The following is a 25,956-nucleotide window of genomic DNA, read 5'->3' as shown; positions in this document are numbered from 1 at the left end:
CAGATGGCTGCCATTTTTTTACGAGAAGTAGCTCATCGCCAGCCCTAAAAACAGCACCAGACCAACGTAGTTATTATTCAGGAAGGCCTTAAAACACGCGTCACGCTCACGTTTCGCTATCAGCTTTTGCTGATACGCAAACAGCAGCCCCGCCACCAGCACTGACCAGTAGAACGCCCAGTTGAGCCCGTTCAGACGGCCAATCTCTACCATCAACGCCAGCACCGCGACCTGCAAGATACCGATGATCAGTTTGTCCTGACGACCAAACAGGATCGCGGTCGATTTGATGCCAATTTTGAGATCATCGTCACGATCGACCATCGCATACTGCGTGTCGTAAGCCACAGCCCACAAAATATTCGCCAGGAACATCAACCAGCAGCTCAACGGTACGGATTCACTTACCGCCGCAAAGGCCATCGGTATCGACCAGCCAAATGCCGCGCCCAATACCACTTGCGGTAAATGGGTATAACGCTTCATGAACGGGTAAACCCAGGCAAGCGCAAGAGCAGCCACTGAAAGCAAGATCGTCATGGTGTTAAGCGTTAATACCAGCAGGAAAGAGAGCAATACCAGCACAATAAACAGCGTGCGTGCTTCTTTTTCCGTGACCTGCCCGCTGGGCAGCGGCCGATTAGCGGTACGTTTTACATGTCCGTCAAATTTACGGTCAGCATAGTCATTGACCACGCAACCTGCTGCACGCATCAGCCAGACTCCGGCCACAAACACGGCCAAAATCCACAACGGCGGCAAACCCGGTGTCGCGACCCACAGCGCCCACAAGGTTGGCCACAGCAGCAATAGCGCACCAATCGGTTTGTCAGTACGCATTAAGCGGTGATAGGCCAGCAGCTTGCTCTGCGTCAGACTCCACTCCATTTTTCTCTTCCTCTCAGTACAACGGCGATGCCGGTAAAAAAAGCTCCGTTAGCATTAACGGTTTACCACTCAGACGGAGGCGGGAACGACGCCCCCACAAATCAGCATCGCGACCAATTTCAATAAAATCGCGGGTGAGCTCAGATGACGTAAAGAGATATCGTCCTAGCGGGGTTTTTCCCAATTGTTGCAGCGCCAGCTCCGGTCCGGAAAGGGTTGATTCTGGTACAACCGTCCGCCCTGCGAGCCACGGCTCACCATCAGCACACAGTAAAATTTCGCGTAACCAGTAGCGTTCTTCTTGCGGCAAAAGAGGTAATTCACTGGCGATGGCTTCAGGTGGCACAAACCCTTCCTGAATCAACGTTACCGTAACCGTTTTACCCTGTTGCTCAAAACGTTTAGTCATGGAATCTTCCAGCAGCAACCAGTCCAGTTGCTCCGGGTCAAGCGCAGGTATTTGGTCGAAATAGCGCAGCGCACGCAGTTGCGTTAGCGCAGGGTGTGACATGCCAGACTCTCCGATACATAACGTGCGGCTATTGTATCGCAGAAACCGCAAATGAGGGCGGGCAAACGCTATTTAGCGATCAATATCGCAACAGCGGTGCAACAGGGTGTTGGCTGAAAAAAAAGTGCGCCCACTCAGGCGCACTAAACAACGAACAAATCAGCACTGCGGGGAGATGATTACCCCTTGCCTTTTACACTGCTGATAAAGGTGGAACGGGCAGTGGTGGAACCCAGACGCTCAGCTTCATCAAGCAGTTTCAGCGCCTTATCGACGTCGCCGCGCTTAACAGCCTGCTTAATAGCGTTATTGAAGTAAGTTTCGGTGTCATTCAGCATCGGATCGGCTTTTTTCGCCGGAGCCGCTGCTGCTGCAACCGGGGCCGCGACGGCAGGCGCAGCATAAACCGGTGCAGCGGTATTACCTACGGTGACAGGACCTGTGCCGGAAGAACCAAACAGAGGACCAACCAGCACGCTGGACGCATTGTTGGTGGAGACTTTCAGCTTCAACAGGCCGTCAGTAACGTGGCGCGCTAACGGGTCCGGAATATCTGGTACGGCGTTACCCGCCCCTTTAGCGTAGGCTTTTGCTGGATCAACCAGCTTCGTGGTTTGCTGCAAATCTTTATCTGTTGTGAAAACCAGAACATAAATTTTCTGCTGACCCAATGCAGGCGTCAGGCGCATTCTGCCTTCCAGGCGATCAGCGCTCATGACGCCAGGCTCCTGGTAGGTAAAGTATTCGCTTGGGAAAAATGCTGATGGCGTCAGGTTCTGATCCAGGATCAATACGTTAGGCGCAAACACGCTGGTCTGTTTATTCACTTCACTGGTCAGCGTGAGCGTCAATTCACCGATATTCGCCGGGACACTAAACGCGGCCACGGGACCGGTAATACCTGGCACGTTGAGTTGCTGGCCACCCGCAGAAAGTTGCGTCGCCTGAGCTTTAGACTGGTCAACAGGGGTCCAGGTCAATTGCTGGAGTGCCGCGACCGGAATAGCCGGCGCTGCACTGGTATTTTGTGGAACGAAATTCACATCTGCAAAGGTGATCGCCGGAACACAAGCCAGCAGCCCCGCAGAGAGGCACAGCGCGACGAGACTTTTCTTCATTTTCATTGTTATTACCTCTGATAGCGTGAGCACTGCGGTGGCCAGGCAATAGCGCGCAGCACCCTAAGGATAGAGGGGCTTTCGCCCCTCTTTTTAGGTCATTACGTCAGGTCTAACGAATTACCACCAGATTTCCATCTGAGCACCGAAGGTCCACTCGTCGCTATCGCCACGGCTGAAGGTCTTCGCGGAAGTGTCGCGATATGCAACGCCGGACGTGTAAGCGTCACCGGAATCACTGTTCGCGTAACCCCATTTCTCATCCCACTTCGCATAAGTTGCGAAGACACGGATAGCCGGACGAGACCAGATGCTGTCGCCTGCCTGCCATTGTTGTGCCAGGGTGATTTTGTACTGGTTGTTGGTTTCGCTGGTTTTCTGCGATTTAACGTTGTCGTAGCCAACTTCCAGCAGGGTGCTCATGATTGGCGTCCATTTGAACATAGGACGCACACCGACGGTCCACCATTTAGTCCCGTTGTTGTTATCCAGGTTGATGTCCTGGTACATCCCCACGTACATCAGATCCCAGGAGTCGCCCAGAGAGATCGCACCGTGATCCAGCACGCGCCACATGTCGCCGTTGTTGTTGATGCTACCACCTTCCGGACGGCCTTTACCGTTGGAGGTCATAGAGTCAGTTGCGTACTGCAGTACGAATTTGTTGAAGCCCTTCAGCATGCTCTGGGTATGTTCAGCAGTGAACATCCAGCCATCTTTAGACGCATCTGGAGCCAGAGAGTAGTTGTCTGGCAGGTTGGTGTGACCGTAGTCAACACCGAACTCCAGCGTACCGCCTGGGTTGATTTCCATCTGAGCTAAACGGACGTCGAAGACATCGTTCGGTACCAGGTTGTCATAAATACGGTTACCCAGTGCATCACGATCGGCGAACGTACCTGAACCACCCGCTTCAGAAGAACGCGTTGCTGCCAGGGACAGTTTACCGAAGCCCAGATCGATGTTTTCGATACCCGCACCAGGACCAGAAATATCCCAGTAGTAGAAGTCGATCATGTGAACGTCATGACGTTGGTAGAAACGTTTACCGGCCCAGATGGTTGAACCTGGTAATGCGTCGATGAGGTTTTTACCCTGCACGTTAGCTTCACGGAAAGCTGGGCTGGTTGATTCCCAGTCATTCTGCTGAGAAACGGAATACGCTACGTTGGTGTCGAAATAGAAGCTCTTATCACCTTCTTTCCACACTTCCTGACCCAGTTTCAGTTCGGCATAAGTTTCACATTCGTTACCGAGACGGTATTTACTTTGAGCACCGGTTGCCTGGAAACATTGTTGTTCACCGCCACTCCCGGTCCAGCCAATGCCAGAACGAGCATAACCTTTAAAATCAACAGCACTCGCCTGGGCAGACAGGATGCCTGCCGCAATGGCGATTGCCAGAGGAACTTTGCGCAGAGTAATCATTATTCTATCTCCTGAGATCATTGCTTTTCTTTGAACACTTCACCTGTCGGTTTCGTGCCTTTTATTGGGATTGCTTAAACGCCTGGTTCTTTATGCAACCGACGACATGCAGTGCCATCCTCACGGAACAGATGACAACGCTCTGGCGGCAAACCGATAGCGAATGTGGCACCCTCTTCTACCAACACCACGTCATTCTGGCGGTACACCAGGTTCTGACGGATGGCGGGGATCTGGATATGAATCTGTGTTTCGTGACCAAGTTGTTCGACAACCTGAACCTCACCTTCCAGGGTCACATCCGCGATGTGGCTAGGCAGAAGATGCTCAGGACGGATACCCAGGGACATGTTCGCCCCGACCTGCACGTTGGCACTCTCCACCGGCAACCAAATTTGCTGACGGTTTGGCAGTTCCACCTGTACCTGTTCAATCGCTGTCGCGGTCACTTTGACGGGCAGGAAGTTCATCTTTGGCGAGCCAATAAAGCCCGCAACAAAGCGGTCCGCAGGATAGTGATACAGCTCAAGCGGTTTACCTACCTGCGCGACACGGCCTGCGTCCAGCACCACAATTTTGTCGGCAAGCGTCATCGCCTCGACCTGATCGTGGGTGACATACACCATGGTGCGGCCAAGACGTTTGTGCAGACGGGAGATTTCAATACGCATCTGGACACGCAGCGCGGCGTCCAGGTTGGAAAGCGGTTCATCAAGCAGGAAGACACGAGGCTCGGCCACCAGCGTACGGCCAATCGCCACACGCTGACGCTGACCACCGGAGAGTGCTTTTGGTTTACGTTCCAGCAGGTGCGCCAGTTGAAGGACTTCAGCAACCTGTGTCACGCGCTGGTTAATCACCTCTTTCTTCGCTCCGGCCAGTTTCAGACCAAAGGACATGTTCTCAGCAACAGAGAGGTGGGGATAAAGTGCATAAGACTGGAATACCATGCCTACGCCGCGCTCGGCGGGTGGGATGTCATTCATGCGGGTATCACCAATAAACAGGTCACCGCTGGTGATCGTTTCAAGTCCGGCAATCATACGCAGCAGAGTTGATTTACCGCAGCCTGATGGACCAACAAACACCACGAACTCACCCTCGTGGATGTCCAGATTGATGTCTTTTGACACCACAACGTCGCCCCAGGCTTTCGTTACATTACGCAGCTGTACGCTCGCCATGCCCTTCTCCCTTCGTTACAACCTGTCACCGACAGAAACATTCAAGATAAGTTCACTATGGGGTATCCATTACTTCCGTGAATCCTCCACCCCCCGGCTTTTTTATGGGGGAGGAGGCGGGAGGATGAGAGAGCAGGCTCTGCCACCGCCATTGGCGGGCAGGGGCTAAAATCGTGAAGCCACCTGCAAAATTCAGTGTGTTTTTATGTGCGCCATGGCTCATAACTTAAATTTATGCAACGGAGATCACACAAAGCGGGGGTGGGGCGTAGGGCTAAGGAGGATGGAAAGAGGATGTCAAATAAGGAGACTGAGTCACGTTGAACCACCTCAGTATCCACGAGCACATCACCATAAAAGGATGGCAGATATGAAGATCAAGACTGGCGCACGCGTTTTCGCATTGTCCGCCCTGGCAGCAATGATGATTTCCGCACCGGCTCTCGCCAAAATTGAAGAAGGTAAGCTGGTTATCTGGATTAACGGCGATAAAGGCTATAACGGCCTGGCCGAAGTGGGTAAAAAATTCGAAAAAGACACCGGCATTAAGGTAAGCATTGAACACCCGGACAAACTGGAAGAGAAATTCCCGCAGGTTGCCGCTACGGGTGACGGCCCGGACATCATCTTCTGGGCACATGACCGTTTCGGTGGTTACGCGCAATCCGGCCTGCTGGCTGAAGTGACACCAGATAAGGCGTTCCAGGACAAACTCTTCCCGTTCACCTGGGACGCTGTTCGCTATAACGGCAAGCTGATCGCTTACCCAATTGCGGTTGAAGCGCTCTCCCTGATTTACAACAAAGACCTGGTCCCGAACCCACCGAAAACCTGGGAAGAAATTCCTGCGCTGGATAAAGAGTTGAAGGCGAAAGGTAAGAGTGCGCTGATGTTCAACCTGCAAGAACCGTACTTCACCTGGCCGCTGATTGCTGCGGATGGCGGTTACGCCTTCAAGTTTGAAAATGGCAAATATGACGTGAAAGACGTGGGCGTGGACAGCGCAGGCGCGAAAGCGGGTCTGACCTTCCTGGTTGACCTCATTAAGAACAAACACATGAACGCAGATACCGATTACTCCATCGCAGAAGCGGCGTTCAACAAAGGCGAAACCGCGATGACCATCAACGGTCCGTGGGCCTGGACCAATATCGATAAGAGCAAGATCAACTATGGCGTCACACTGCTGCCAACCTTCAAAGGTAAGCCGTCTAAACCGTTCGTTGGTGTGCTGAGTGCCGGTATTAACGCCGCAAGCCCGAACAAAGAGCTGGCAAAAGAGTTCCTCGAAAACTACCTGCTGACCGATCAGGGTCTGGATGAAGTGAACAAGGACAAACCGTTGGGTGCTGTTGCGCTGAAATCCTTCCAGGATACGTTAGCAAAAGATCCACGCATCGCGGCAACTATGGATAACGCCCAGAAAGGCGAAATCATGCCGAACATCCCGCAGATGGCAGCATTCTGGTATGCCACTCGTACAGCGGTCATCAACGCAGCCAGCGGTCGTCAGACTGTCGATGCCGCACTGAAAGATGCGCAGGGCCGTATTACGAAGTAAGCCGTAATTCCCTCTCCCTATGAGGAGAGGGTTAGGGTGAGGCTTGTCGTTATCCGTCCTCATCCCGGCCCTCTCCCTCTGGAGAGGGAGAAAAGATCACACGTTGTAGAGGAAGAACCCCATGGATGTCATTAAAAAGAAACACTGGTGGCAAAGCGACACGCTGAAATGGTCAGTGATTGGTCTGCTGTGCTTACTGGTGGGTTACCTTGTTGTTTTAATGTACGTACAGGGGGAATACCTGTTCGCCATCATGACGCTGATTTTAAGCTCTGCTGGCCTGTATATTTTCGCCAACCGTAAAGCCTATGCCTGGCGCTATGTGTATCCAGGTGTCGCCGGGATGGGGCTGTTCGTCTTGTTCCCACTGATTTGTACTATTGCTATCGCCTTCACTAACTACAGCAGCACCAACCAGCTCGCTCAGGAGCGCGCCCAGCAAGTGCTGATGGATCGGTCTTACCAGGCAGGAAAAACTTTTAACTTTGGCCTGTATCCAGAAGGGAGCGACTGGAAGTTAGCACTCACTGACGAAGAAAGCGGCAAGAACTTTGTTTCTGACGCGTTCAAATTTGGCGGCGCGCAAAAACTGTCCTTAAAAGAGGCCGCGGCCCTGCCAGAAGGTGAACGTGCCAATCTGCGCATTATTACCCAAAATCGTCAGGCGCTGACCCAGTTAACCGCTGTACTGCCCGATGAAAGCAAAGTGACCATGAGCTCACTGCGCCAGTTCTCCGGCACACAACCGCTGTACACACTTGCGAATGACGGTACGCTCACCAACAACCAAAGTGGCGTGAAGTATCGCCCGAACAACGATATTGGCTTCTATCAGTCCATTACAGCCGACGGTAAATGGGGCGATGAAAAACTCAGCCCAGGCTACACCGTGACTATCGGCTGGGACAACTTCACCCGCGTCTTTACCGACGAGGGGATCCAGAAACCATTCTTCGCTATTTTCGTCTGGACGGTGGTCTTCTCGGTACTGACCGTGATTTTGACTGTCGCCGTGGGGATGGTACTGGCCTGTCTGGTGCAATGGGAATCTCTCAAGGGCAAAGCGATTTACCGCGTGCTGTTGATTCTCCCTTATGCCGTCCCGTCGTTTATCTCGATTCTGATTTTCAAAGGCCTGTTCAACCAGAGCTTCGGTGAAATCAACATGATGCTGAGCGCGCTGTTCGGTATCAAACCCGCCTGGTTCAGCGACCCGACGACCGCCCGTTCGATGATTATCATCGTCAACACCTGGCTCGGTTATCCGTACATGATGATCCTGTGCATGGGGCTGCTGAAGGCGATTCCGGACGATCTGTATGAAGCCTCAGCAATGGATGGCGCAGGCCCATTCCAGAACTTCTTTAAGATCACACTCCCGCTGCTCATTAAGCCGCTGACGCCGCTGATGATTGCCAGCTTTGCCTTTAACTTTAACAACTTCGTGCTGATTCAGTTGTTAACCAACGGTGGTCCGGATCGCCTCGGGACAACGACACCAGCAGGCTACACCGACCTGCTCGTAAGCTACACCTACCGTATTGCCTTTGAAGGCGGCGGCGGTCAGGACTTCGGTCTGGCGGCAGCGATTGCCACCCTGATCTTCCTGCTGGTAGGCGCTCTGGCGATTGTGAACCTGAAAGCAACACGCATGAAATTTGACTAAGGAGGGCATCGATCATGGCAATGGTACAACCCAAATCTCAGAAATTGCGCCTCTTCGCGACGCACTTAGGGCTGCTGATTTTTATCGCGGCCATCATGTTCCCGCTGCTGATGGTCATCGCCATCTCCCTGCGTTCGGGTAACTTTGCCACCGGGAGTCTTATCCCGGACGAAATATCCTGGGAGCACTGGAAATTAGCCTTAGGTTTCAGTGTTGAACATGCGGATGGCCGCGTCACGCCACCGCCATTCCCGGTCCTGTTATGGCTGTGGAACTCGGTGAAAATCGCCGGGATCACCGCACTTGGCATCGTGACTCTCTCCACAACCTGTGCTTATGCCTTTGCCCGCATGCGCTTCCCTGGTAAAGCCGCACTGCTGAAAGGGATGCTGATTTTCCAGATGTTCCCTGCGGTTCTGTCGCTGGTTGCCTTGTACGCCTTGTTTGACCGTTTGGGCCAGTATGTACCATTTATCGGCCTGAACACCCACGGCGGCGTGATCTTCGCGTATCTGGGGGGTATCGCCCTGCATGTGTGGACCATTAAAGGGTATTTCGAGACCATTGACGGCTCGCTGGAAGAAGCAGCTGCGCTGGATGGCGCAACGCCGTGGCAGGCATTCCGTCTGGTACTGCTGCCGCTGTCAGTCCCTATCCTGGCGGTAGTGTTTATTCTCTCGTTCATCGCAGCCATTACCGAAGTCCCGGTCGCATCACTGCTGCTGCGTGATGTAAACAGCTACACCCTGGCCGTGGGTATGCAGCAATACCTCAACCCGCAAAACTACCTGTGGGGCGACTTTGCCGCTGCGGCTGTACTCTCTGCCATCCCGATTACCGTGGTATTCCTGCTGGCACAACGCTGGCTGGTCAACGGCCTGACGGCGGGCGGTGTGAAAGGTTAAGTTTCATTGTTCCAAGCCACTGCAACCCTCAACTTTGACGTATTGTATTGACCCAACTTGTGACTGTTGTTAGGCGGCCTCCGGGCCGCCATTTTTTTATTCGCGTTTCAGCCGCTTCGAGTTACACAGCCAGAGGGTGATCACGAGCAACAGAATCGCAGCTGAATAGATCAGCACGTCGAGCGGGGATTTATGATCGACGATGATCAGCCGCACAATTGCGGTGATCCCGATATAGACAAAATAGCGTAGCGGGAAGTGAAATCCGGATTGAAAATACTTCACAATCAGGGCGATAAATTCAAAGTAGAGAAAATAGACCACCAGTCCTTCCACCAGCTCATACTTGCTGGTTTGTTCGGGGGCAAACAGCACATCCGCCAGATGCACCGTTTCTTTACCCAGGAAGACCACCAGTATCAGGCCAAGGCTCAACAGACCGAGGTTTAGCACGGTCTGGAGGATGGTTGAGATAAACTCAACGCGCGGGCGAGTCAGGGATGTCATACAGCACCTCATTCTCCAGGGCGAGATTCCTGTATAACGCAAAAATGTGACAGAGATCTATATTTTTTAATTATGTTTTATGTAGGGAGCAAACTGATGGAGCGTAAACCAACCGGGGTGCGAAACGTAACTTACGGCGACAATGTGACCGTATACGAACCCGCCAATCTTTATGACTGCACGCTTGGCAACGATGTATTCATCGGCCCGTTTGTTGAAATCCAGGGCAATACGCGCATTGGTGACGGTAGCAAGATCCAGTCGCACACCTTCATTTGCGAGTATGTCACTCTCGGCAACCGCTGTTTTATCGGTCATGGGGTGATGTTTGCCAACGATATGTTTCGAGAAGGTAAACCCAATGCGGACCGCAACAGTTGGGGACGGATTACCGTGGGTAATGATGTCTCAATAGGCAGCGGTGCGACCATTCTGTCTGTTTCTATCTGCGACGGGGTAGTGATTGGTGCAGGAAGCGTGGTAACGAAATCGATTGTCGAGAAAGGTGTCTATGCCGGGAACCCGGCAAGGTTGATGCGCCGTTTGTGATTCGCCCGCATGCGCTTACCGGGCCTGCAAAACCACAGGCCGGGAAAACGAAATGCCGCCCGGCCTGGAGTGTTAGCGGAAGTTAATGTTCTTATCGCTGGTCATGTCATACAGCTGGAACTTACGCCCAAGCTGTTGTCCCCCGTCACGTGTCAGTGGCGTCCAGCCAATTGCCGCACGACTGCGGGTTGGCCCTGATGAGAAGAGATCCAGTGGAATCGACACATACACACCTTTGGTGAAATCCCCTTCCCCATATTCCTCTGGCGAGACATTGGTGATAGTCGCATAACCGCCAACCACGACACCGCTGTCGAAGTGTTTGGAGATATCCAGTGTGCCGCCTTTGTCACCGGCCAGATACTGTCCAACACTGGCTTTCACCAGCACATCCTGGGCGAATGATGGTGTCCAGTAGGCCGTCAGGTGGCCAGTTTTCACGCTGTAATCAGTGAACTTCATCATATCCTGCGCACTGCGCCAGTCACGCTGCTTAACGTAGTTGGCATCAACCCCGAATGCCCAGTCACTGTCGACCGGACGATACAGCACCTCGGCCCCTGCGCCACCGTACATTGTTTCCAGATACCCCCCGTAGACCTGGCCGTAGAATCCGTTACCGAAGTACTGGAAGTAGTTGGCCTGCAGGTTATTCACATACACATCGTTTTGTACATATTCACGCACACGGGTACGCACGCGCGGCAGCGTCGAGTCATTTGGCGGGTTGGTGTAGTTAAATTTACCGTAGTTGTTAGCCACATTGCCAAACAGACTACCGGTGGTTAGCAGGTGGTCTGTCATCCACAAATCGGCGGTCGCCATCACCCCAAACTGGTACATATAGAAGTTTTCCGGCCCGCCAACGGACTGGTTCAGTACAGGGTCGATATGGAAATCAAAACGCGATTTGTCGATGTACCAGCCCTGTTCGGTTGTTTGTGGAACCACCGGTTCAATGCGTTTTTGCACCAGCTCAGTTTCATGTCCCAACGGCTCGCCTTCAAGATGACGTTTAAGGCTGGCAACATCGGTCTCCGTCGTCACTTGTGGCAGGTTAAGACGATTCTCCGTCACGCGGATCGTGCGGATCCCCTCGGGGAGATCGTTCATGATGATCCGGTTGGCACGTTCGATCCCCTCACGGGAATCACGGTATTTCACCTGCTCCCCTGTGACATACAGGGTGTCACCTTTCGCCTGAATTTTCGGATCGGCAAACCCTGCATTGTATTTCAGCAGCGTCAGCTGATTGGCGACCACGGAATGCTGAATGATCGCATCCTGCGGTTCTGGCTGGTATGTTGGCCGCGCATTGTCGTTGTAATGTGGGCGCATATCGCTGAAGTTAGTCCGCAGCGTGACGCCAAACATGAAGGTGTTGCCACGCTCATAGCTCAGGTTAACGTCAGCCCAGTCGGTGACGCGATAAATCGCCCCAACGTTGAATGCACTCCGCTGTTCAAGCTTACCTGCATAATCCTGGGTATAGTTGTTGCCCTCATATTCCAGCTTCAGCCGCAACGGTTGCCATGGGGTCTGATACTCAACGCCCCCAAACAGCGAAGCCGGGCCGTGGAACATCTGGTCGCCGTTGATCGACCCCGCTTTTTGATAGCTGTTGTCGCGATAGCAATACTTTTCACTGTAGGAGCAGAACGGGTTTTTCACGTTACCGCGGGTTCCGAGATAACCCCAGCCCATCCCCAGAGAGAAATCGAACGGTCCCCAGGCTTTGTTCGCCACGATGTACTCGGCGTCGAACAGACCCGTACCACCGATATCCCTCGCCCCTACTGATACCTGTGGCATCCAGTAGCTCTCTTCCCACAAACGCACCTTCACATCGAAGGCTTTGTCTTTATAGGTCTGGTTACCGGAGAAGGCTTCAACGCTACTGTATGCTTTGGTGCGTACATCGGTATAGCGCAAGGTAGTTTCGAGCCAGGGGAACAACTGCACTGATGCAGAGTAGTAGCGATATTGGTCGTTATCGCGGTAGTTAAGGCTTAATTCGCCTTCACGCGCCATGCGTGCCGTGGGGGTTTGCAGTAAACCTACGCCGCCAAAATCTGACTGCGAAGGCCCGACTGGCGCAGGGTAAGTTTCGGCATGGCAGGCGGCACTTACGCACAGCGCCAGCATGCTGTAGAGATAAGTTCTTTTCATTAGTCCGGTATCCGCTGCGCGAAGGAGTGAAGGATATCGGCATTCAGCCCGTCATAATCCTTCGTCCAGAAATGGTCGGCAAAACCGACAAAAATCACGCTGCCGGGCATCGGTTCGATATGGCGCTTGTTCCAGTACGCAACCGGGACTTTCTGAGTATGACCATCCGGATACACAACCCAGGCATAGCTGTTTTCCGCACCACTCAGCAGATGCTGTTCATCGAGATAGCCCGCCACATCTCGTCCTGGTGTAAAGGGCTTTTTGCCAGGGCTGCTGATGAGCCCGGCCACCGTGATGGTCGATGGTTGCGCCGGGAGCCACAGCGTGTATTCCCCTTCCAGAGTCGGGTTACCCTTTTCAGCAACACGGACCTTGTCGGGGTCCAGATTCACCTGCTGACGACCCGTGACTTTCAGGGCCTTCAGTTGCTGGCGAACACTGTTAATGGCTGCCGCATCTTCGCCATGCTCTTGTCCTGCCAGTGCTGTCAGCCTGGCTAACAGCGCCTGCTGCTGCTGTTCCGCTCGTGCCGTTGCCTGCCGTTCGCCGATCACCGCACCAGACCACCAGCTGTTGGCCAGCCGGGGTTGCCCAACAAGATCGAGCAGATGCTCTGCATTGGATAATGTTTTGGGTTGCGTGCTGTCAGCGGTGTAGACCTTCACCGTCCCCGCCGACCATGCCAGCGGTGTAAGAAGACTCCCCATCAACACAGCAAAAAAGAGTGTTTTCATGCTTTCGCTGCCTTAATCAGGGTGGTTTTTACCGGGAAGAAGTCTGCGCCAAGATATTGCAATGACTGGCGGATCTGCCCTTCATCATCGATCCAGAAACGGTTATGCCAGGTTGCCTGGTCAGTGACCACCTCTTCATCAAGCACCCGAACCGGGGTGGTGTCGCTTCCTACGCTGACACTGTCCTGGCCATCCCAGCGAAAGGTGGATCGCGCCGTCGCATAACGCACCTGTTTATGCTCGGTCCAGCCAAGCGTGCGTGTCCAGCTTGCTCCGTCCGTGATGTGGTTCGGGTTTATGAGTGGGTCGGCTGCAATATTATTCACCTCCAGCAGGTTGTCGCCTCCGAGCAAGGTTTTCACGATGCGCCCATGCTGCGTCACGATGGTGGCCTGATCCTGCGTCACCCATTTCTGCTGCCCGTTTTCAGAGAAAGCGAGCACCACAAACAGCTGCGGGCCATCGTTTAACTGCATGTACTGGCTGGCGTACGGCATATTCTGGAGTTCGTCATCGGTCAGATGTACGCCAGGCGTACCAAATACGCTGTCCCACAGTGAGTTTCCCAGCCCTTTCGTGGTGGCTGAACACGCCTGTAAAAGCAGGCAAATCAGAATGATTCCAGGTCGCTTCACGACTCTTCTCCGGGGGGCGGAATAACCACACCGAAGTGTGGTTAGAGTTAATGCACCCGGACTATCGGGTGCTTGTTGTCGTGGTGGTCGTGGTTCCGGTATTGGAGCCATCACCGCCACCGGTTGCCGCGAGCGCGACACCCACGGCTGAACTCACGGTGCTCGTGCTGGCTGCAGTAGAACTTCCCGCAGACGCAGACGTCGCTGCCGAGCCTGCTGCATCCCCGACCTGAACCGGAGCTGCATACACAGACGTCGCCGCAAGCGCAGATATGGCAAAAATGCCATACAGTATTTTCTTCATAACAATTTCCCTTCAATGAATGAATGGAGATTTGCCTGAAATGAAATTCAGGCGGATTCGAGTATACACAACTAAAGCAGCGGGATTGCTGAATGAGGAAATAGGATGGTTGTTTTCGGACTATTGGATAATAAAGAAATTAAAACAAGAATAAATAAATTACAATCAAATGATAATCAATAAGTTACAATATAATCAATATTATTAAATCCTCCGTATATTCCTAAAGTAAACCGCAGTAATTAACGGGTTAACGATGCTTTTCAGATTAAACTCATAATAGATATTTGCGTTAAATAACAGACATCAGGATTTATCTGATAAAAAAAATGCCGGCATTTCGCCGGCATTGCTTACGTATTTGTGATTAAGCGCGCCATGATTTATAGCGGTTAATCAAACCATTCGTCGAGCTGTCGTGAGTGGTAATGGATTGATCATCACCCAGTTCTGGCAGAATGCGGTTTGCCAGCTGTTTACCCAGTTCAACGCCCCACTGGTCGAAGGTGAAGATGTTCAGGATCGCACCCTGAGTGAAGATCTTGTGTTCGTACAGCGCAATCAGCGCACCCAGGCTGAACGGTGTGATTTCGCGCAGCAGGATGGAGTTGGTCGGACGGTTACCTTCGAATACTTTGAACGGAACAACGTGATCAAGCGTTGCCGGGTCTTTACCCTGGTCACGGTACTCTTGCTCAACCACTTCACGGGATTTACCGAACGCCAGCGCTTCAGTCTGGGCAAAGAAGTTAGACAGCAGCTTCGGATGGTGATCGGACAACGGGTTGTGAGTGATGGCTGGCGCGATGAAATCACAGGGAACCATTTTGGTTCCCTGGTGAATCAGCTGGTAGAACGCGTGCTGACCATTCGTACCCGGCTCACCCCAGATGATTGGGCCAGTCTGGTAATCCACCGCGTTGCCGTTACGGTCAACGTATTTACCGTTGGATTCCATGTTGCCCTGCTGGAAATACGCCGCAAAGCGGTGCATATACTGGTCGTACGGCAGAATCGCTTCGGTTTCAGCACCGAAGAAATTGTTGTACCAGATGCCGATCAGCGCCAGCAGTACAGGCAGGTTTTTCTCTGGTGCTGTCGTGGCAAAGTGCTTATCCATCGCGTGTGCGCCGGAAAGCAGCTCAACAAAGTTGTCGAAACCAACGGACAGGATGATCGACAGGCCGATAGCAGACCACAGAGAGTAACGACCGCCAACCCAGTCCCAGAACTCAAACATGTTTGCCGTATCAATACCGAACTCACCCACCGCTTTACCGTTGGTAGACAGCGCAGCGAAGTGTTTCGCCACATGCTTATTGTCACCTGCGGTTTTGAGGAACCAGTCACGCGCGCTGTGGGCGTTGGTCATGGTTTCTTGCGTAGTGAAGGTTTTGGACGCGACCAGGAACAGCGTTGTCTCTGGGTTTACCTTTTTCAGCACTTCAGCGATGTGCGTACCATCGACGTTGGAAACAAAGTGCATGTTGAGGTGATTTTTATAAGGACGCAGCGCTTCGGTCACCATGAATGGGCCGAGGTCAGAACCGCCGATACCGATGTTAACCACGTCGGTAATTGCTTTGCCGGTATACCCTTTCCACTGACCGGAGATGATCGCTTCAGAAAACGCTTTCATCTTTTCCAGCACCGCATTCACTTCCGGCATCACATCTTTGCCGTCAACGATGATGGGGGTATTGCTACGGTTACGCAACGCCACATGCAGCACGGCACGGTCTTCGGTGCGGTTAATTTTCTCACCAGAGAACATAGACTTAATGGCATCCGCCAGTTCGGTCTCTTTCGCCAGATCCTGCAATTTCGCCAGCGTTTCTTCGGTAATGCGGTTTTTGGAGAAATCCACCAGCATCAGGTCGTCGAAGGTCGCGGAGAATTTAGTGAAACGATCGCCATCTTTCGCGAACAGGTCCGCAATAGTGACATCTTTCATTTCATCAAAGTGTTTTTGTAGTGCCTGCCAGGCAGCGGTCTGCGTTGGGTTGATGTTTTTCATTAGCAATACTCTTCTGATTTGAGAATTGTGACTGCGGTCGATTGTAGCGCCTGCGGGTGAAAATTGTGATGGTTTTTATGCCATTGTCCTGGCCTGCGTCAAACGCAGGCAAAAAGGCACAAAAAGTATAGCTGTTATAAGTCCTGTTACTCAGGGGGGAGACCCCATAAAAAATCCGCATAATCCCAGCGTTGACATGATTCGCCCCGCATTTTATTTATAGGGCGGTATTTTGCGCCTGCACCTGCTTTTGTTTCATTCTTGTGCCAAGGTCGCTTTATTCATTCCCTGACACGAGGAAGTTATGACGAGTTTTGTTGTCGCCAAATTTGGCGGTACAAGCGTGGCTGATTACGATGCCATGAACCGCAGCGCTGATGTAGTGCTGGCCGATCCGAATACCCGACTGGTGGTGCTCTCCGCATCCGCTGGGGTAACCAACCTGTTGGTTGCTCTCTCTGAAGGTCTGGAAGCGACTGAACGCTTCGTTAAGCTTGATGCCCTGCGCAAGATTCAGTTCAATATTCTCGAACGTATGAAGAATCCTCAGGTGATTCGCGAGGAAGTTGAACGCCTGCTTGAGAACATCACCACTCTGGCAGAAGCCGCTTCGCTGGCGACATCCACCGCGCTGACTGACGAACTGGTCAGCCACGGTGAACTGATGTCCACCCTGCTATTTGTTGAGATCCTGCGTGAGCGCGAGGTTTTGGCGCAGTGGTTTGACGTTCGTAAAGTCATGCGCACCAGCGACCGCTTTGGCCGCGCTGAACCGGACGTAGAGATGCTGGCAGAATTGACCGCCCAGCAACTGACGCCACGCCTGGCCGAAGGTATGGTGATTACTCAGGGCTTTATCGGTAGTGAAGCCAAAGGCCGCACTACCACGTTAGGCCGTGGCGGTAGTGACTACACGGCAGCACTGCTGGGTGAAGCGCTGCATGCCTCCCGCGTAGATATCTGGACTGATGTTCCGGGCATTTACACCACGGACCCACGCGTAGTAGCAGCCGCTAAACGTATTGATGTGATTGCCTTTGAAGAAGCTGCCGAAATGGCAACTTTCGGTGCGAAAGTACTGCATCCTGCAACACTGTTGCCTGCCGTACGTAGCGACATTCCGGTCTTCGTTGGCTCCAGTAAAGATCCCAAAGCGGGCGGGACGCTGGTTTGCAAGAAAACGGAAAATCCACCGCTGTTCCGTGCACTGGCGTTACGTCGTAAGCAGACGCTGGTCACGTTGCACAGCCTGAACATGTTGCACTCTCGCGGGTTCCTCGCGGAAGTGTTTGGGATTCTGGCACGCCACAATATCTCCGTGGACCTGATCACCACCTCCGAAGTCAGCGTAGCGTTAACGCTGGACACCACAGGGTCAACCTCGACTGGCGATACGCTACTGACGCAGTCATTGCTGATGGAGCTGTCCGAATTGTGTCGCGTGGAAGTGGAAGAAGATCTGGCACTGGTCGCCATCATCGGCAACAAACTGTCGCGCGCCTGCGGTGTGGGCAAAGAAGTCTTCGGCGTCCTCGATCCGTTCAGCATTCGTATGATTTGCTACGGTGCATCCAGTTACAACCTCTGCTTCCTTGTTCCCGCGGATCAGGCAGAGCAGGTCGTGCAAAAACTTCATCAGAATTTGTTTGAATAAAATTCGTTAGCACGATAAACAATATCTATAAGCCGGGCACAGACCCGGCTTTTTCATAACTAAACAACACAATCGCAAGGAATACCTATGTTATCCGCTATCACGCGGCTGTTCCCGTTATGGGCGCTGCTGCTTTCTGTACTCGCGTATTATACCCCTACAACCTTTATCCCCATCGGCCCCTGGGTTACGACGCTTCTCATGCTGATTATGCTGGGGATGGGCGTACACCTAAAAATTGATGACTTTAAACGTGTGCTGTCACGCCCTGCCCCTGTGGCCGCGGGAATTTTCTTGCACTATCTGGTTATGCCGCTGGCCGCCTGGCTGCTGGCGATGGCGTTTAAGATGCCGCCGGATTTATCTGCCGGAATGGTGCTGGTCGGCAGTGTGGCCAGTGGTACAGCCTCCAACGTGATGATCTATCTGGCGAAAGGCGATGTGGCGCTTTCAGTTACCATTTCGTCCGTCTCCACGCTGGTTGGCGTCATTGCCACACCTTTGCTGACACGCCTGTATGTCGATGCACATATCCAGGTAGATGTGATGGGCATGCTGCTCAGCATCCTGCAAATCGTGGTGATCCCGATTGCGCTTGGTCTGGTGATCCACCACCTTTTCCCCCGGGTGGTGAAAGCCATTGAACCCTATCTTCCGGCATTTTCGATGCTCTGTATTTTGGCAATTATCAGCGCCGTGGTGGCGGGTTCAGCGTCGCATATAGCTTCCGTGGGCTTTGTGGTGATCATCGCTGTCGTGCTGCATAACACCATTGGCCTGTTGGGTGGGTACTGGGGAGGCAAATTATTTGGCTTTGACGAATCTACCTGTCGCACGCTGGCAATTGAAGTGGGGATGCAGAACTCAGGCCTGGCAGCCGCACTCGGCAAAATCTACTTCTCACCACTTGCGGCACTGCCTGGCGCGTTGTTCTCCGTATGGCATAACCTTTCAGGCTCGCTGCTGGCGGGTTACTGGTCCGGTAAACCGATTGAAGAACAACAGAAAAAAGATGTGGTGAAAGAGGGTTAATTCACTTCGCGACACGTCTGACATGCCTTACACTGAAGCCTCTTCCACAGGAGGCTTCAGCGATGGCAATACCGAGACTGACCCAGAAAGACATGACGGAAAGCGAGCAGCGTGAACTCAAAACCCTGCTCGATCGCGCCCGTATCGCACATGGCCGTACGCTGACCAATGCCGAAACCAATCAGGTTAAAAAAGAGTACATCGACAAACTGATGGCTCAACGCGAAGTCGACGCTAAAAAAGCCCGTAAGTTGAAGAAGCAGCAGGCTTATAAGCCAGATACCGAATCCACGTTTTCGTGGTCGGCAAATACTTCAACACGTGGAAGGCGCTAATTAGCGCCCTTTCTTTTTGCGACCTGGTTGAACAAAGCGTTTCCCGGCAGGTTTTCCGCGATCTTTTTCGCTGGATTTAGGTGCGCTCACGACAGGACGTTTGACGCTCTGGGTTTTGGGTTTTGCCTTCGCTTTTGGCTTCGCCTCTGACGACGAATTCTCAATAAGCTTAAATAACTCAATCAGCTCATCACCTGTCAGGTCACGCCATTCTCCCAGCGGAATACCGGAAAGGCTGACGTTCATGATGCGCGTACGCTCCAGCTTCGTCACTTCATAGCCAAAGTGTTCACACATACGACGGATTTGGCGGTTTAGTCCCTGAACCAGGGTAATGCGAAACGCAAACGGCGCTTCTTTTTTCACCTTACACTTTTTCGTGACCGTTCCAAGAATCGGTACGCCCGCCCCCATGCCACGGATAAATTCATCGGTGACAGGTTTATTGACCGTAACGATATACTCTTTTTCATGGTCGTTGCCCGCGCGCAGGATTTTGTTCACCAAATCGCCGTGGTTGGTGAGAAAGATCAGCCCTTGCGAGTCTTTATCCAGACGACCAATCGGGAAAATACGGCTACTGTGGTTCACGAAATCAACAATGTTGTCTCGCTCACCCTCTTCCGTGGTACTGACAATACCCACTGGCTTGTTCAACGCGATAAACACCAGGTCTTCTTCATCTCTTGGCTCGATAAGTTGACCATTCACTTTCACCACATCACCAGAAACAACCTGATCGCCAATGGTGGCGCGTTTACCGTTGATAAACACGTTACCCTGCTCGATGTAACGGTCAGCCTCACGGCGCGAGCAAATTCCGCTCTCGCTGATGTATTTGTTTAATCGGGTTGATTGAGTTGGCAGCATAATTTCTCCTGTAGAGGCGAAATATACCTTAGGTTTGGGCAGGTAAAAAGATCAGCCTACGGTAACTAAGACGGGTTTTTTAGTTTGCGAGATGCTTTCCGGATTTAGCGCCCTGTCATTTGCCTGCATGCTCATACCTTTTAGTTTTGCTTTCCAGACACAATCATTTGTAGTTTATAAATTACAGTGAGTAATATGAAGGAGATCGTTCAGACAGAATCCTTCCGCCGCTGGGAGCAAAAACTAACAGATCGGCGAGCAAAGACGATTATCGCTAAAGCCCTGGGCGTTGTCGCGCGAGTCAAAGGAATGTCAAACATTTCACAGCAAACCGGCTTATCACGGGAGCAGCTTTACCGGTCATTCAGTGATAAGGGAAACCCAACGCTTAGAACCACCCTAGCGGTCATGAAAGCATTGGGTTTTGGGCTAACAATCAAACACGCTGGAAATTAATAATCATCCCGCTCATCATCTTCATCGGGCTGTTCCATCACGCTATACGCCACAGAACAGAACAACGAGTTAAGACGTTTCATATCGCCCAGCAACCCCAGATGCAGGGAGCTGGTCTCAATGCTCTGCACGTTTTGCTGATGCAGACGTTCAACGTGCGCATGTGAATAGCGGCGGTTGAGGATCCGGAAACGATGTTTGTTACGGCGCAAGCGTCGTGCACTGGGGACGTCACCCGAGAAGAAGACCGACATTGCCAACTGGAGGTTACTCAACAGTTGTTCATGTAGTGCCTCAAGCTCTTTTAACCCTTCGATGGAAAACGCGCGACGCGCGGCCAGCGACTTATCTGCAATCTCGCTCCCCATGCGTTCGACGATATCCGATGCCTGTTCCAGGTTGAGTGACATCTCGATAATCTCCGCCCAGCGGCGCGACTCTTCCTCAGCCAGCTCATCCTGCGGCATACGTGCCAGATAGAGCTTGATGGCGGTATAAAGCACGTTGATGTCGTCTGCCAGTTTGCGCAGCTCTTTCTCTTCGCGCGGTTCGCCATGCATCACTTTTTGTAAACCTTCGAGCATCTGTTCCATGGCATCACCCATACGCAACGTCTCACGGGCAGCATTGGCAAGCGCAAGTGCCGGTGTATCCAGTGCCGAGGTATCCAGGTGCTTAGGTTTCAGGCGAGGGTCCAGCTCAGGCTCGTCACGGATCATCCGTTTACAGAATCGCGCCATGGGTTCCGCAAAAGGAACCATCGCCAGGCAACGGATGAGGTTGTAGAACACGTGGAAGTAGATAACCAGTTCGGCATCCGGCAACGGTAGCTTGTGCATGACGTCTGCCAGGATATGGACGAACGGCAGGATGATCAGGCTCCCCACCAGCTTAAACAGCAAGCTTCCTAGCGCAACGCGGCGTGCGGCTGCATTAGCCGCGCTGTTATTGAGCATCGCCAGCAGGCCTGAGCCCAGGTTAGCACCGATCACCAGACATAGCGCCACCGGGAAGGAGATCGCCCCTGCACTTGCCAGCGTGGCCGTCAGCAATACAGCGGCCAGACTGGAATAACTGATAATGGCAAAGACTGCGCCGATCAGCGCATCCAGCATAATATCGCCCGTTAACGAGGCGAAAATCACCTGCACGCCATTGGCCTGCGTAATCGGTGTGACTGCCTGGACAATCAGCTCCAGCGCCAGCAGGATCAGACCAAGACCAATACCCACACGACCAAGCTGCCCTGAGCGTGTCTGCTTGCGACCGAGGAAAAAGATAACGCCGATAAAAATCAGCAGTGGTGACAGCCAGGAGAGATCGAAGGTCAGAATACGCGCCATCAGCGCGGTCCCGACATCCGCACCGAGCACAATCACCAGTGCTGGAGTCAACGCCACCAAATCTTGCGCCACAAACGAGGTGACGAGCATCGTGGTGGCGTTACTGCTTTGAACCAGCGCGGTGACGCCAATACCCGCGCAGAATGCGAGCGGTTTTTTCTCCACACTGCGGCTCAGTACGGTACGTAAACGCGCGCCAAAGACACGCATGACGCCGGTACGGACAATATGCGTGCCCCAGACCAGCAGCGCCACGGCAGAAAGCAGGTGTAACAGAGTCAGCACGGAAGTGGGTTCTCCTTATCGTTATGTGTTCCTTCATCCAGTATAAGGGTTTAAACACAAGAAAGAGACAGGGCGCCCAATGAGCGCCCTGTTTGTTGTAAGGAAAAGTGACGTTAGTCCGCGTCGTAGCCGAGATTTGGCGCTAACCAGCGCTCAACGTCTGACACGCTCATCCCTTTACGCTGCGCGTAGTCTTCCACCTGGTCGCGCTGAAGCTGCGCAACCGCGAAGTATTTGCTGTCAGGGTGACTGAAATACCAGCCAGAAACAGATGCACCTGGCCACATGGCGAAGGATTCCGTCAGCTTCATCCCGGTGTGAGTTTCCACATCCAGCAACTGCCAGATCGTACCTTTCTCGGTATGCTCTGGACATGCCGGATACCCCGGAGCCGGGCGGATCCCCTGATAGTTTTCGCGGATCAGCTCTTCATTACTGAGATTTTCATTGGCAGCATAACCCCAGTGCACTTTGCGCACGCGCTCATGCAGGTATTCTGCGAAGGCTTCCGCCAGACGGTCTGCAATCGCCTTAACCATGATTTTGTTGTAATCATCGTGCTGCGCTTCGAAGGCATCTGCCAGCGCAGCTTCTTCCAGGCCGCCGGTCACGGCAAACGCGCCAATATAGTCGGCTTTACCGGAAAGTTTTGGCGCGACAAAATCGGCCAGACAGTAGTTGGCAAAACCCACTTTCTCAGTTTGCTGACGCAGATGGCGGCTCACCGCCAGCACATGGGTTCGCGTTTCATCACGATAGATTTCCACATCATCACCGACACGGTTGGCCGGGAAAAGCCCGACTACGCCACGCGGGTTGAGGGTTTTCGCAGCACTCAACTGGTCGAGCATATCGTTGGCATCCTGGAACAGACGTTTCGCCTCTTCGCCTACCACCTCATCTTCGAGGATGCGTGGGTATTTACCCGCCAGTGACCAGGTCATAAAGAACGGCGTCCAGTCGATGTAGTTGCGCAGAGTTTCGATACTGGCTGAAACCTCCTGCACGCCCAGGCGGTGCGCCACCGGTGGCGTATAGCTGGCCCAGTCGAATGCCAGGTCGTTATCGCGTGCCGCTGCCAACGTCACCGGCGGGGTTCGCGGTTTCTTACGGGCGTGCTGAATGCGGACGGTTTCGTACTCTTTGCGGGTTCTTGCAACAAAATCATCGTGTTGTGTATCAGACAGTAATGCAGAAACCACACCGACGGTACGTGAGGCGTTCTGGACATAAACCGTTGGCCCACTGTAATTCTGCTCGATTTTGACGGCCGTATGCGCTTTTGAGGTCGTCGCCCCGCCAATCAGCAGCGGAATGGTAAAGCCCTGGCGCTCCATCTCCTTCGCAACGTTAACCATTTCATCCAGAGACGGGGTAATAAGGCCAGACAGACCAATCAGGTCGGCGTTAACTTCACGCGCGGTTTTGAGAATTTTGTCCGCCGGGACCATCACGCCCAGATCGATAATTTCGTAGTTATTGCATTGCAATACCACACCCACAATGTTCTTGCCGATGTCATGGACGTCACCCTTCACGGTGGCAATAACCATCTTGCCGTTACTGGAGCCTTTTTCTTTACTGGCTTCAATATACGGTTCCAGATACGCCACGGCCTGTTTCATCACACGCGCGGATTTCACCACCTGCGGCAGGAACATTTTGCCCTCACCGAACAGATCGCCCACCACGTTCATACCATCCATCAGCGGCCCTTCAATGACCTCTATCGGACGCGTGGCCTGCTGGCGAGCTTCTTCAGTATCCAGCTCAATAAACTCGGTAATGCCTTTGACCAGTGAATATTCCAGACGTTTTCTCACATCCCAGGCACGCCATTCGGCCTGCTGGATGTTTACAGCATCATCGGATTTACTGCCGCGATATTTTTCCGCCAGTTCCAGCATGCGCTCGGTGGCGTCATCACGACGGTTAAGGATCACATCTTCTACGCCGTCGCGCAGCTCTGCTGGCAGATCGTCGTAAATCGCCAGTTGCCCGGCATTCACGATCCCCATGTCCATGCCATTACGGATGGCGTAGTACAGGAACACGGCGTGGATGGCTTCACGGACCGGGTCGTTCCCCCTGAATGAGAAGGAGACATTGGAGACACCGCCCGAAATCAACGCGTGCGGCAGCTCGCGTTTAATGTCCTCACATGCCCCGATAAAATCCTGAGCATAATTGTTGTGCTCTTCAATACCCGTTGCCACCGCAAAAATGTTCGGGTCGAAGATAATATCTTCCGGCGGGAAACCAACGTCTTCCGTCAGAATTTTATACGCACGACGGCAAATCTCGATTTTACGTTCGCGGGTATCTGCCTGGCCGATCTCGTCAAAGGCCATCACTACCACTGCAGCACCATAGCGGCGGACCTGCTTCGCGTGGTGGATAAAAGGTTCGATCCCCTCTTTCATCGAGATAGAGTTGACGATCCCTTTCCCCTGAATGCACTTCAGTCCCTTCTCGATGACGTCCCATTTTGAGGAGTCGATCATGATCGGCACGCGCGCGATGTCCGGCTCACCGGCAATCAGGTTGAGGAAGCGCACCATTGCCGCTTCAGCGTCGAGCATCCCCTCATCCATGTTGATATCGATAATCTGCGCCCCGCTTTCCACCTGCTGGCGAGCCACGTCTAACGCTTCGTTATACTTCTCTTCTTTAATCAGACGCTTGAACTTAGCAGAACCGGTTACGTTGGTTCGTTCACCGACGTTCACAAACAGGCTGTCATCGCCGATCGTCAGCGGCTCAAGACCGGCAAGACGACAGGCTACCGGCAGTTCAGGCAGCTTGCGCGGCGGTAACCCAGCAACAGCATTGCTCATGGCAGCAATATGTTCCGGCGTCGTACCACAACAGCCCCCGACGATGTTCAGGAAACCAGATTCAGCCCATTCACGGATTTGCGCCGCCATGGTGTCCGCATCGAGATCGTATTCGCCAAACGCGTTCGGCAGGCCTGCATTAGGGTGTGCAGTGACATAACACTCAGCAATGCGGGAAAGTTCCTGCACGTATTGGCGCAGTTCATCTGGCCCCAGCGCACAGTTAAGACCGAAGGTTAGCGCATCGGCATGCCGCAGAGAGTTATAGAAAGCTTCGGTCGTCTGGCCGGAAAGCGTACGTCCTGAGGCATCGGTGATTGTGCCGGAAATCATGATCGGCAGATCAACACCCAGCGCGTCGAACTCTTCTTTTACTGCATATATCGCGGCTTTGGCGTTGAGAGTATCGAACACCGTTTCGATCATAATGAGATCGGCCCCCCCCTCCACCAGTGCTTTGGTTGATTCGCGGTAAGCGGCCACCAGCTGATCAAACGTAATATTACGGAATGCGGGATCGTTCACATCGGGCGAAATGGACGCCGTCCGGTTCGTCGGCCCGAGAACGCCGGCGACATAGCGTGGTTTTTCCGGCGTGCGAGCGGTCCATTCATCGGCGCAGGCACGAGCCATCTTCGCCGCTTCAAAGTTGATTTCCGCCGACAGGGATTCCATCTGGTAATCCGCCATGGCAATGGTTGTCGAGTTGAACGTGTTGGTTTCAACGATATCCGCGCCCGCCTCGAAATAAGCGTTGTGGATAGCCGCAATGACCGACGGTTTACTCAGAACCAGCAGGTCGTTGTTCCCTTTCAGATCGCAAGGCCAGTCGGCAAAGCGCTCTCCACGGAAATCCTCTTCACTCAGACGATAGCTCTGGATCATGGTTCCCATGCCGCCGTCCAGCACCAGAATTCGTTCATTTAACTGCGCACGCAGTTGCTCTACTTTGCTGCTCACACTTG

22 protein-coding genes are annotated in these 25,956 nt (G+C 53.0%); 8 read left to right on the top strand and 14 right to left on the bottom strand.

All coding sequences use genetic code 11. From position 1 onward, the window contains the following. Positions 1-18: 18 nt before the first annotated feature. From ubiA to malK, 5 genes are all read right to left on the bottom strand, one after another. Positions 19-888 carry a 4-hydroxybenzoate octaprenyltransferase gene (gene ubiA / locus HV346_RS01275; protein ID WP_181621829.1) on the bottom strand — a complete coding sequence of 290 codons (870 nt, stop codon included), beginning with the start codon at positions 886-888 and terminating at the stop codon, positions 19-21. 13 nt (positions 889-901) lie between these two features. Continuing rightward, complete coding sequence (gene ubiC / locus HV346_RS01270; RefSeq protein ID WP_181621828.1) at positions 902-1,399, bottom strand: chorismate lyase; 498 nt, start codon at positions 1,397-1,399, stop codon at positions 902-904. Positions 1,400-1,578: 179 nt separating this feature from the next. Continuing rightward, complete coding sequence (gene malM, locus HV346_RS01265; protein WP_181621827.1) at positions 1,579-2,523, bottom strand: maltose operon protein MalM; 945 nt, start codon at positions 2,521-2,523, stop codon at positions 1,579-1,581. Positions 2,524-2,637: 114 nt separating this feature from the next. Beyond that, the gene (locus HV346_RS01260; RefSeq protein ID WP_181623661.1) at positions 2,638-3,948 is read right to left on the bottom strand and encodes a maltoporin; all 1,311 of its coding nucleotides are present in this window, start codon (positions 3,946-3,948) and stop codon (positions 2,638-2,640) included. A 71-nt stretch (positions 3,949-4,019) separates the two neighbouring features. Beyond that, entirely contained in the window at positions 4,020-5,129 is a 1,110-nt protein-coding gene (malK, locus tag HV346_RS01255) for a maltose/maltodextrin ABC transporter ATP-binding protein MalK (protein WP_181621826.1), read from the bottom strand. Positions 5,130-5,499: 370 nt separating this feature from the next. Here malK and malE point away from each other — a divergent pair, with 370 nt between their 5' ends. The 3 genes from malE (at position 5,500) to malG (ending at position 9,261) form a co-directional block, all read left to right on the top strand. Then, the gene (gene malE / locus HV346_RS01250; RefSeq protein ID WP_181621825.1) at positions 5,500-6,690 is read left to right on the top strand and encodes a maltose/maltodextrin ABC transporter substrate-binding protein MalE; all 1,191 of its coding nucleotides are present in this window, start codon (positions 5,500-5,502) and stop codon (positions 6,688-6,690) included. A 121-nt stretch (positions 6,691-6,811) separates the two neighbouring features. Continuing rightward, a complete protein-coding gene (gene malF / locus HV346_RS01245; RefSeq protein ID WP_181621824.1) occupies positions 6,812-8,356 on the top strand; it encodes a maltose ABC transporter permease MalF in 1,545 nt (514 codons plus the stop codon). 14 nt (positions 8,357-8,370) lie between these two features. Further along, positions 8,371-9,261 (top strand): maltose ABC transporter permease MalG, encoded by an 891-nt coding sequence (gene malG, locus HV346_RS01240; RefSeq protein WP_181621823.1) that lies wholly within the window; start codon positions 8,371-8,373, stop codon positions 9,259-9,261. Positions 9,262-9,357: 96 nt separating this feature from the next. On the opposite strand, the gene psiE is transcribed toward malG, so the two are convergent. After that, positions 9,358-9,768, bottom strand: a complete 411-nt coding sequence (psiE, locus tag HV346_RS01235; RefSeq protein ID WP_014068487.1) for a phosphate-starvation-inducible protein PsiE — start codon at positions 9,766-9,768, stop codon at positions 9,358-9,360. Positions 9,769-9,861: 93 nt separating this feature from the next. Here psiE and HV346_RS01230 point away from each other — a divergent pair, with 93 nt between their 5' ends. Then, positions 9,862-10,317, top strand: a complete 456-nt coding sequence (locus HV346_RS01230; RefSeq protein WP_181623660.1) for an acyltransferase — start codon at positions 9,862-9,864, stop codon at positions 10,315-10,317. A gap of 72 nt (positions 10,318-10,389) precedes the next feature. Here the strand turns inward: HV346_RS01230 and HV346_RS01225 are convergent, their stop codons facing one another. The 5 genes from HV346_RS01225 to pgi all read right to left on the bottom strand — a co-directional run bounded on the left by HV346_RS01225 (position 10,390) and on the right by pgi (position 16,179). Next, entirely contained in the window at positions 10,390-12,486 is a 2,097-nt protein-coding gene (locus HV346_RS01225) for a YjbH domain-containing protein (protein WP_181621822.1), read from the bottom strand. After that, positions 12,486-13,223, bottom strand: coding sequence for a capsule biosynthesis GfcC D2 domain-containing protein (locus HV346_RS01220; RefSeq protein ID WP_181621821.1), 738 nt, complete (start codon positions 13,221-13,223; stop codon positions 12,486-12,488). The genes HV346_RS01225 and HV346_RS01220 overlap by 1 nt, the downstream gene beginning before the upstream one ends. After that, complete coding sequence (locus HV346_RS01215; protein ID WP_181621820.1) at positions 13,220-13,858, bottom strand: YjbF family lipoprotein; 639 nt, start codon at positions 13,856-13,858, stop codon at positions 13,220-13,222. The genes HV346_RS01220 and HV346_RS01215 overlap by 4 nt, the downstream gene beginning before the upstream one ends. A gap of 61 nt (positions 13,859-13,919) precedes the next feature. Continuing rightward, positions 13,920-14,162, bottom strand: a complete 243-nt coding sequence (gene yjbE, locus HV346_RS01210) for an exopolysaccharide production protein YjbE (RefSeq protein ID WP_181621819.1) — start codon at positions 14,160-14,162, stop codon at positions 13,920-13,922. Between the two features lie 367 nt (positions 14,163-14,529). Next, positions 14,530-16,179 (bottom strand): glucose-6-phosphate isomerase, encoded by a 1,650-nt coding sequence (pgi, locus tag HV346_RS01205; RefSeq protein ID WP_181621818.1) that lies wholly within the window; start codon positions 16,177-16,179, stop codon positions 14,530-14,532. Between the two features lie 304 nt (positions 16,180-16,483). Here pgi and lysC point away from each other — a divergent pair, with 304 nt between their 5' ends. The 3 genes from lysC to HV346_RS01190 all read left to right on the top strand — a co-directional run bounded on the left by lysC (position 16,484) and on the right by HV346_RS01190 (position 19,200). After that, positions 16,484-17,833: a lysine-sensitive aspartokinase 3 gene (lysC, locus tag HV346_RS01200; RefSeq protein ID WP_181621817.1), complete on the top strand. Its 1,350-nt coding sequence runs from the start codon at positions 16,484-16,486 to the stop codon at positions 17,831-17,833. Between the two features lie 87 nt (positions 17,834-17,920). Next, a complete protein-coding gene (panS, locus tag HV346_RS01195; RefSeq protein WP_181621816.1) occupies positions 17,921-18,865 on the top strand; it encodes a ketopantoate/pantoate/pantothenate transporter PanS in 945 nt (314 codons plus the stop codon). A gap of 62 nt (positions 18,866-18,927) precedes the next feature. Continuing rightward, positions 18,928-19,200: a DUF3811 domain-containing protein gene (locus HV346_RS01190; RefSeq protein WP_181621815.1), complete on the top strand. Its 273-nt coding sequence runs from the start codon at positions 18,928-18,930 to the stop codon at positions 19,198-19,200. Here the strand turns inward: HV346_RS01190 and rluF are convergent, their stop codons facing one another. After that, a complete protein-coding gene (gene rluF / locus HV346_RS01185; protein ID WP_181621814.1) occupies positions 19,201-20,070 on the bottom strand; it encodes a 23S rRNA pseudouridine(2604) synthase RluF in 870 nt (289 codons plus the stop codon). It abuts the gene before it with no gap. 195 nt (positions 20,071-20,265) lie between these two features. On the opposite strand from rluF, the gene HV346_RS01180 reads away from it, so the two are divergent. After that, positions 20,266-20,526, top strand: coding sequence for an addiction module antidote protein (locus tag HV346_RS01180; RefSeq protein ID WP_181621813.1), 261 nt, complete (start codon positions 20,266-20,268; stop codon positions 20,524-20,526). On the opposite strand, the gene HV346_RS01175 is transcribed toward HV346_RS01180, so the two are convergent. Both HV346_RS01175 and metH read right to left on the bottom strand, forming a co-directional pair. After that, positions 20,523-22,154 carry a Na/Pi cotransporter family protein gene (locus tag HV346_RS01175; RefSeq protein ID WP_181621812.1) on the bottom strand — a complete coding sequence of 544 codons (1,632 nt, stop codon included), beginning with the start codon at positions 22,152-22,154 and terminating at the stop codon, positions 20,523-20,525. The two genes, HV346_RS01180 and HV346_RS01175, sit on opposite strands and share 4 nt — an antisense overlap. Before the next feature lie 113 nt (positions 22,155-22,267). Beyond that, entirely contained in the window at positions 22,268-25,951 is a 3,684-nt protein-coding gene (gene metH / locus HV346_RS01170) for a methionine synthase (RefSeq protein WP_181621811.1), read from the bottom strand. Positions 25,952-25,956: the final 5 nt, after the last annotated feature.

Source organism: Enterobacter sp. RHBSTW-00994 (assembly GCF_013782625.1).
Classification (GTDB): domain Bacteria; phylum Pseudomonadota; class Gammaproteobacteria; order Enterobacterales; family Enterobacteriaceae; genus Enterobacter.
The sequence above is the reverse complement of the archived record's forward strand: the minus strand, read 5'-3'. Positions and strand labels throughout refer to the sequence as shown.

Coding starts and splice junctions, on each gene's coding strand:
- ubiA (WP_181621829.1), bottom strand. CDS start 888: ATGGAGTGGAGTCTGACGCAGAGCAAGCTGCTGGCCTATCACCGCTTA.
- ubiC (WP_181621828.1), bottom strand. CDS start 1,399: ATGTCACACCCTGCGCTAACGCAACTGCGTGCGCTGCGCTATTTCGAC.
- malM (WP_181621827.1), bottom strand. CDS start 2,523: ATGAAAATGAAGAAAAGTCTCGTCGCGCTGTGCCTCTCTGCGGGGCTG.
- malK (WP_181621826.1), bottom strand. CDS start 5,129: ATGGCGAGCGTACAGCTGCGTAATGTAACGAAAGCCTGGGGCGACGTT.
- malE (WP_181621825.1), top strand. CDS start 5,500: ATGAAGATCAAGACTGGCGCACGCGTTTTCGCATTGTCCGCCCTGGCA.
- malF (WP_181621824.1), top strand. CDS start 6,812: ATGGATGTCATTAAAAAGAAACACTGGTGGCAAAGCGACACGCTGAAA.
- malG (WP_181621823.1), top strand. CDS start 8,371: ATGGCAATGGTACAACCCAAATCTCAGAAATTGCGCCTCTTCGCGACG.
- psiE (WP_014068487.1), bottom strand. CDS start 9,768: ATGACATCCCTGACTCGCCCGCGCGTTGAGTTTATCTCAACCATCCTC.
- HV346_RS01225 (WP_181621822.1), bottom strand. CDS start 12,486: ATGAAAAGAACTTATCTCTACAGCATGCTGGCGCTGTGCGTAAGTGCC.
- HV346_RS01220 (WP_181621821.1), bottom strand. CDS start 13,223: ATGAAAACACTCTTTTTTGCTGTGTTGATGGGGAGTCTTCTTACACCG.
- yjbE (WP_181621819.1), bottom strand. CDS start 14,162: ATGAAGAAAATACTGTATGGCATTTTTGCCATATCTGCGCTTGCGGCG.
- pgi (WP_181621818.1), bottom strand. CDS start 16,179: ATGAAAAACATCAACCCAACGCAGACCGCTGCCTGGCAGGCACTACAA.
- lysC (WP_181621817.1), top strand. CDS start 16,484: ATGACGAGTTTTGTTGTCGCCAAATTTGGCGGTACAAGCGTGGCTGAT.
- panS (WP_181621816.1), top strand. CDS start 17,921: ATGTTATCCGCTATCACGCGGCTGTTCCCGTTATGGGCGCTGCTGCTT.
- HV346_RS01190 (WP_181621815.1), top strand. CDS start 18,928: ATGGCAATACCGAGACTGACCCAGAAAGACATGACGGAAAGCGAGCAG.
- rluF (WP_181621814.1), bottom strand. CDS start 20,070: ATGCTGCCAACTCAATCAACCCGATTAAACAAATACATCAGCGAGAGC.
- HV346_RS01180 (WP_181621813.1), top strand. CDS start 20,266: ATGAAGGAGATCGTTCAGACAGAATCCTTCCGCCGCTGGGAGCAAAAA.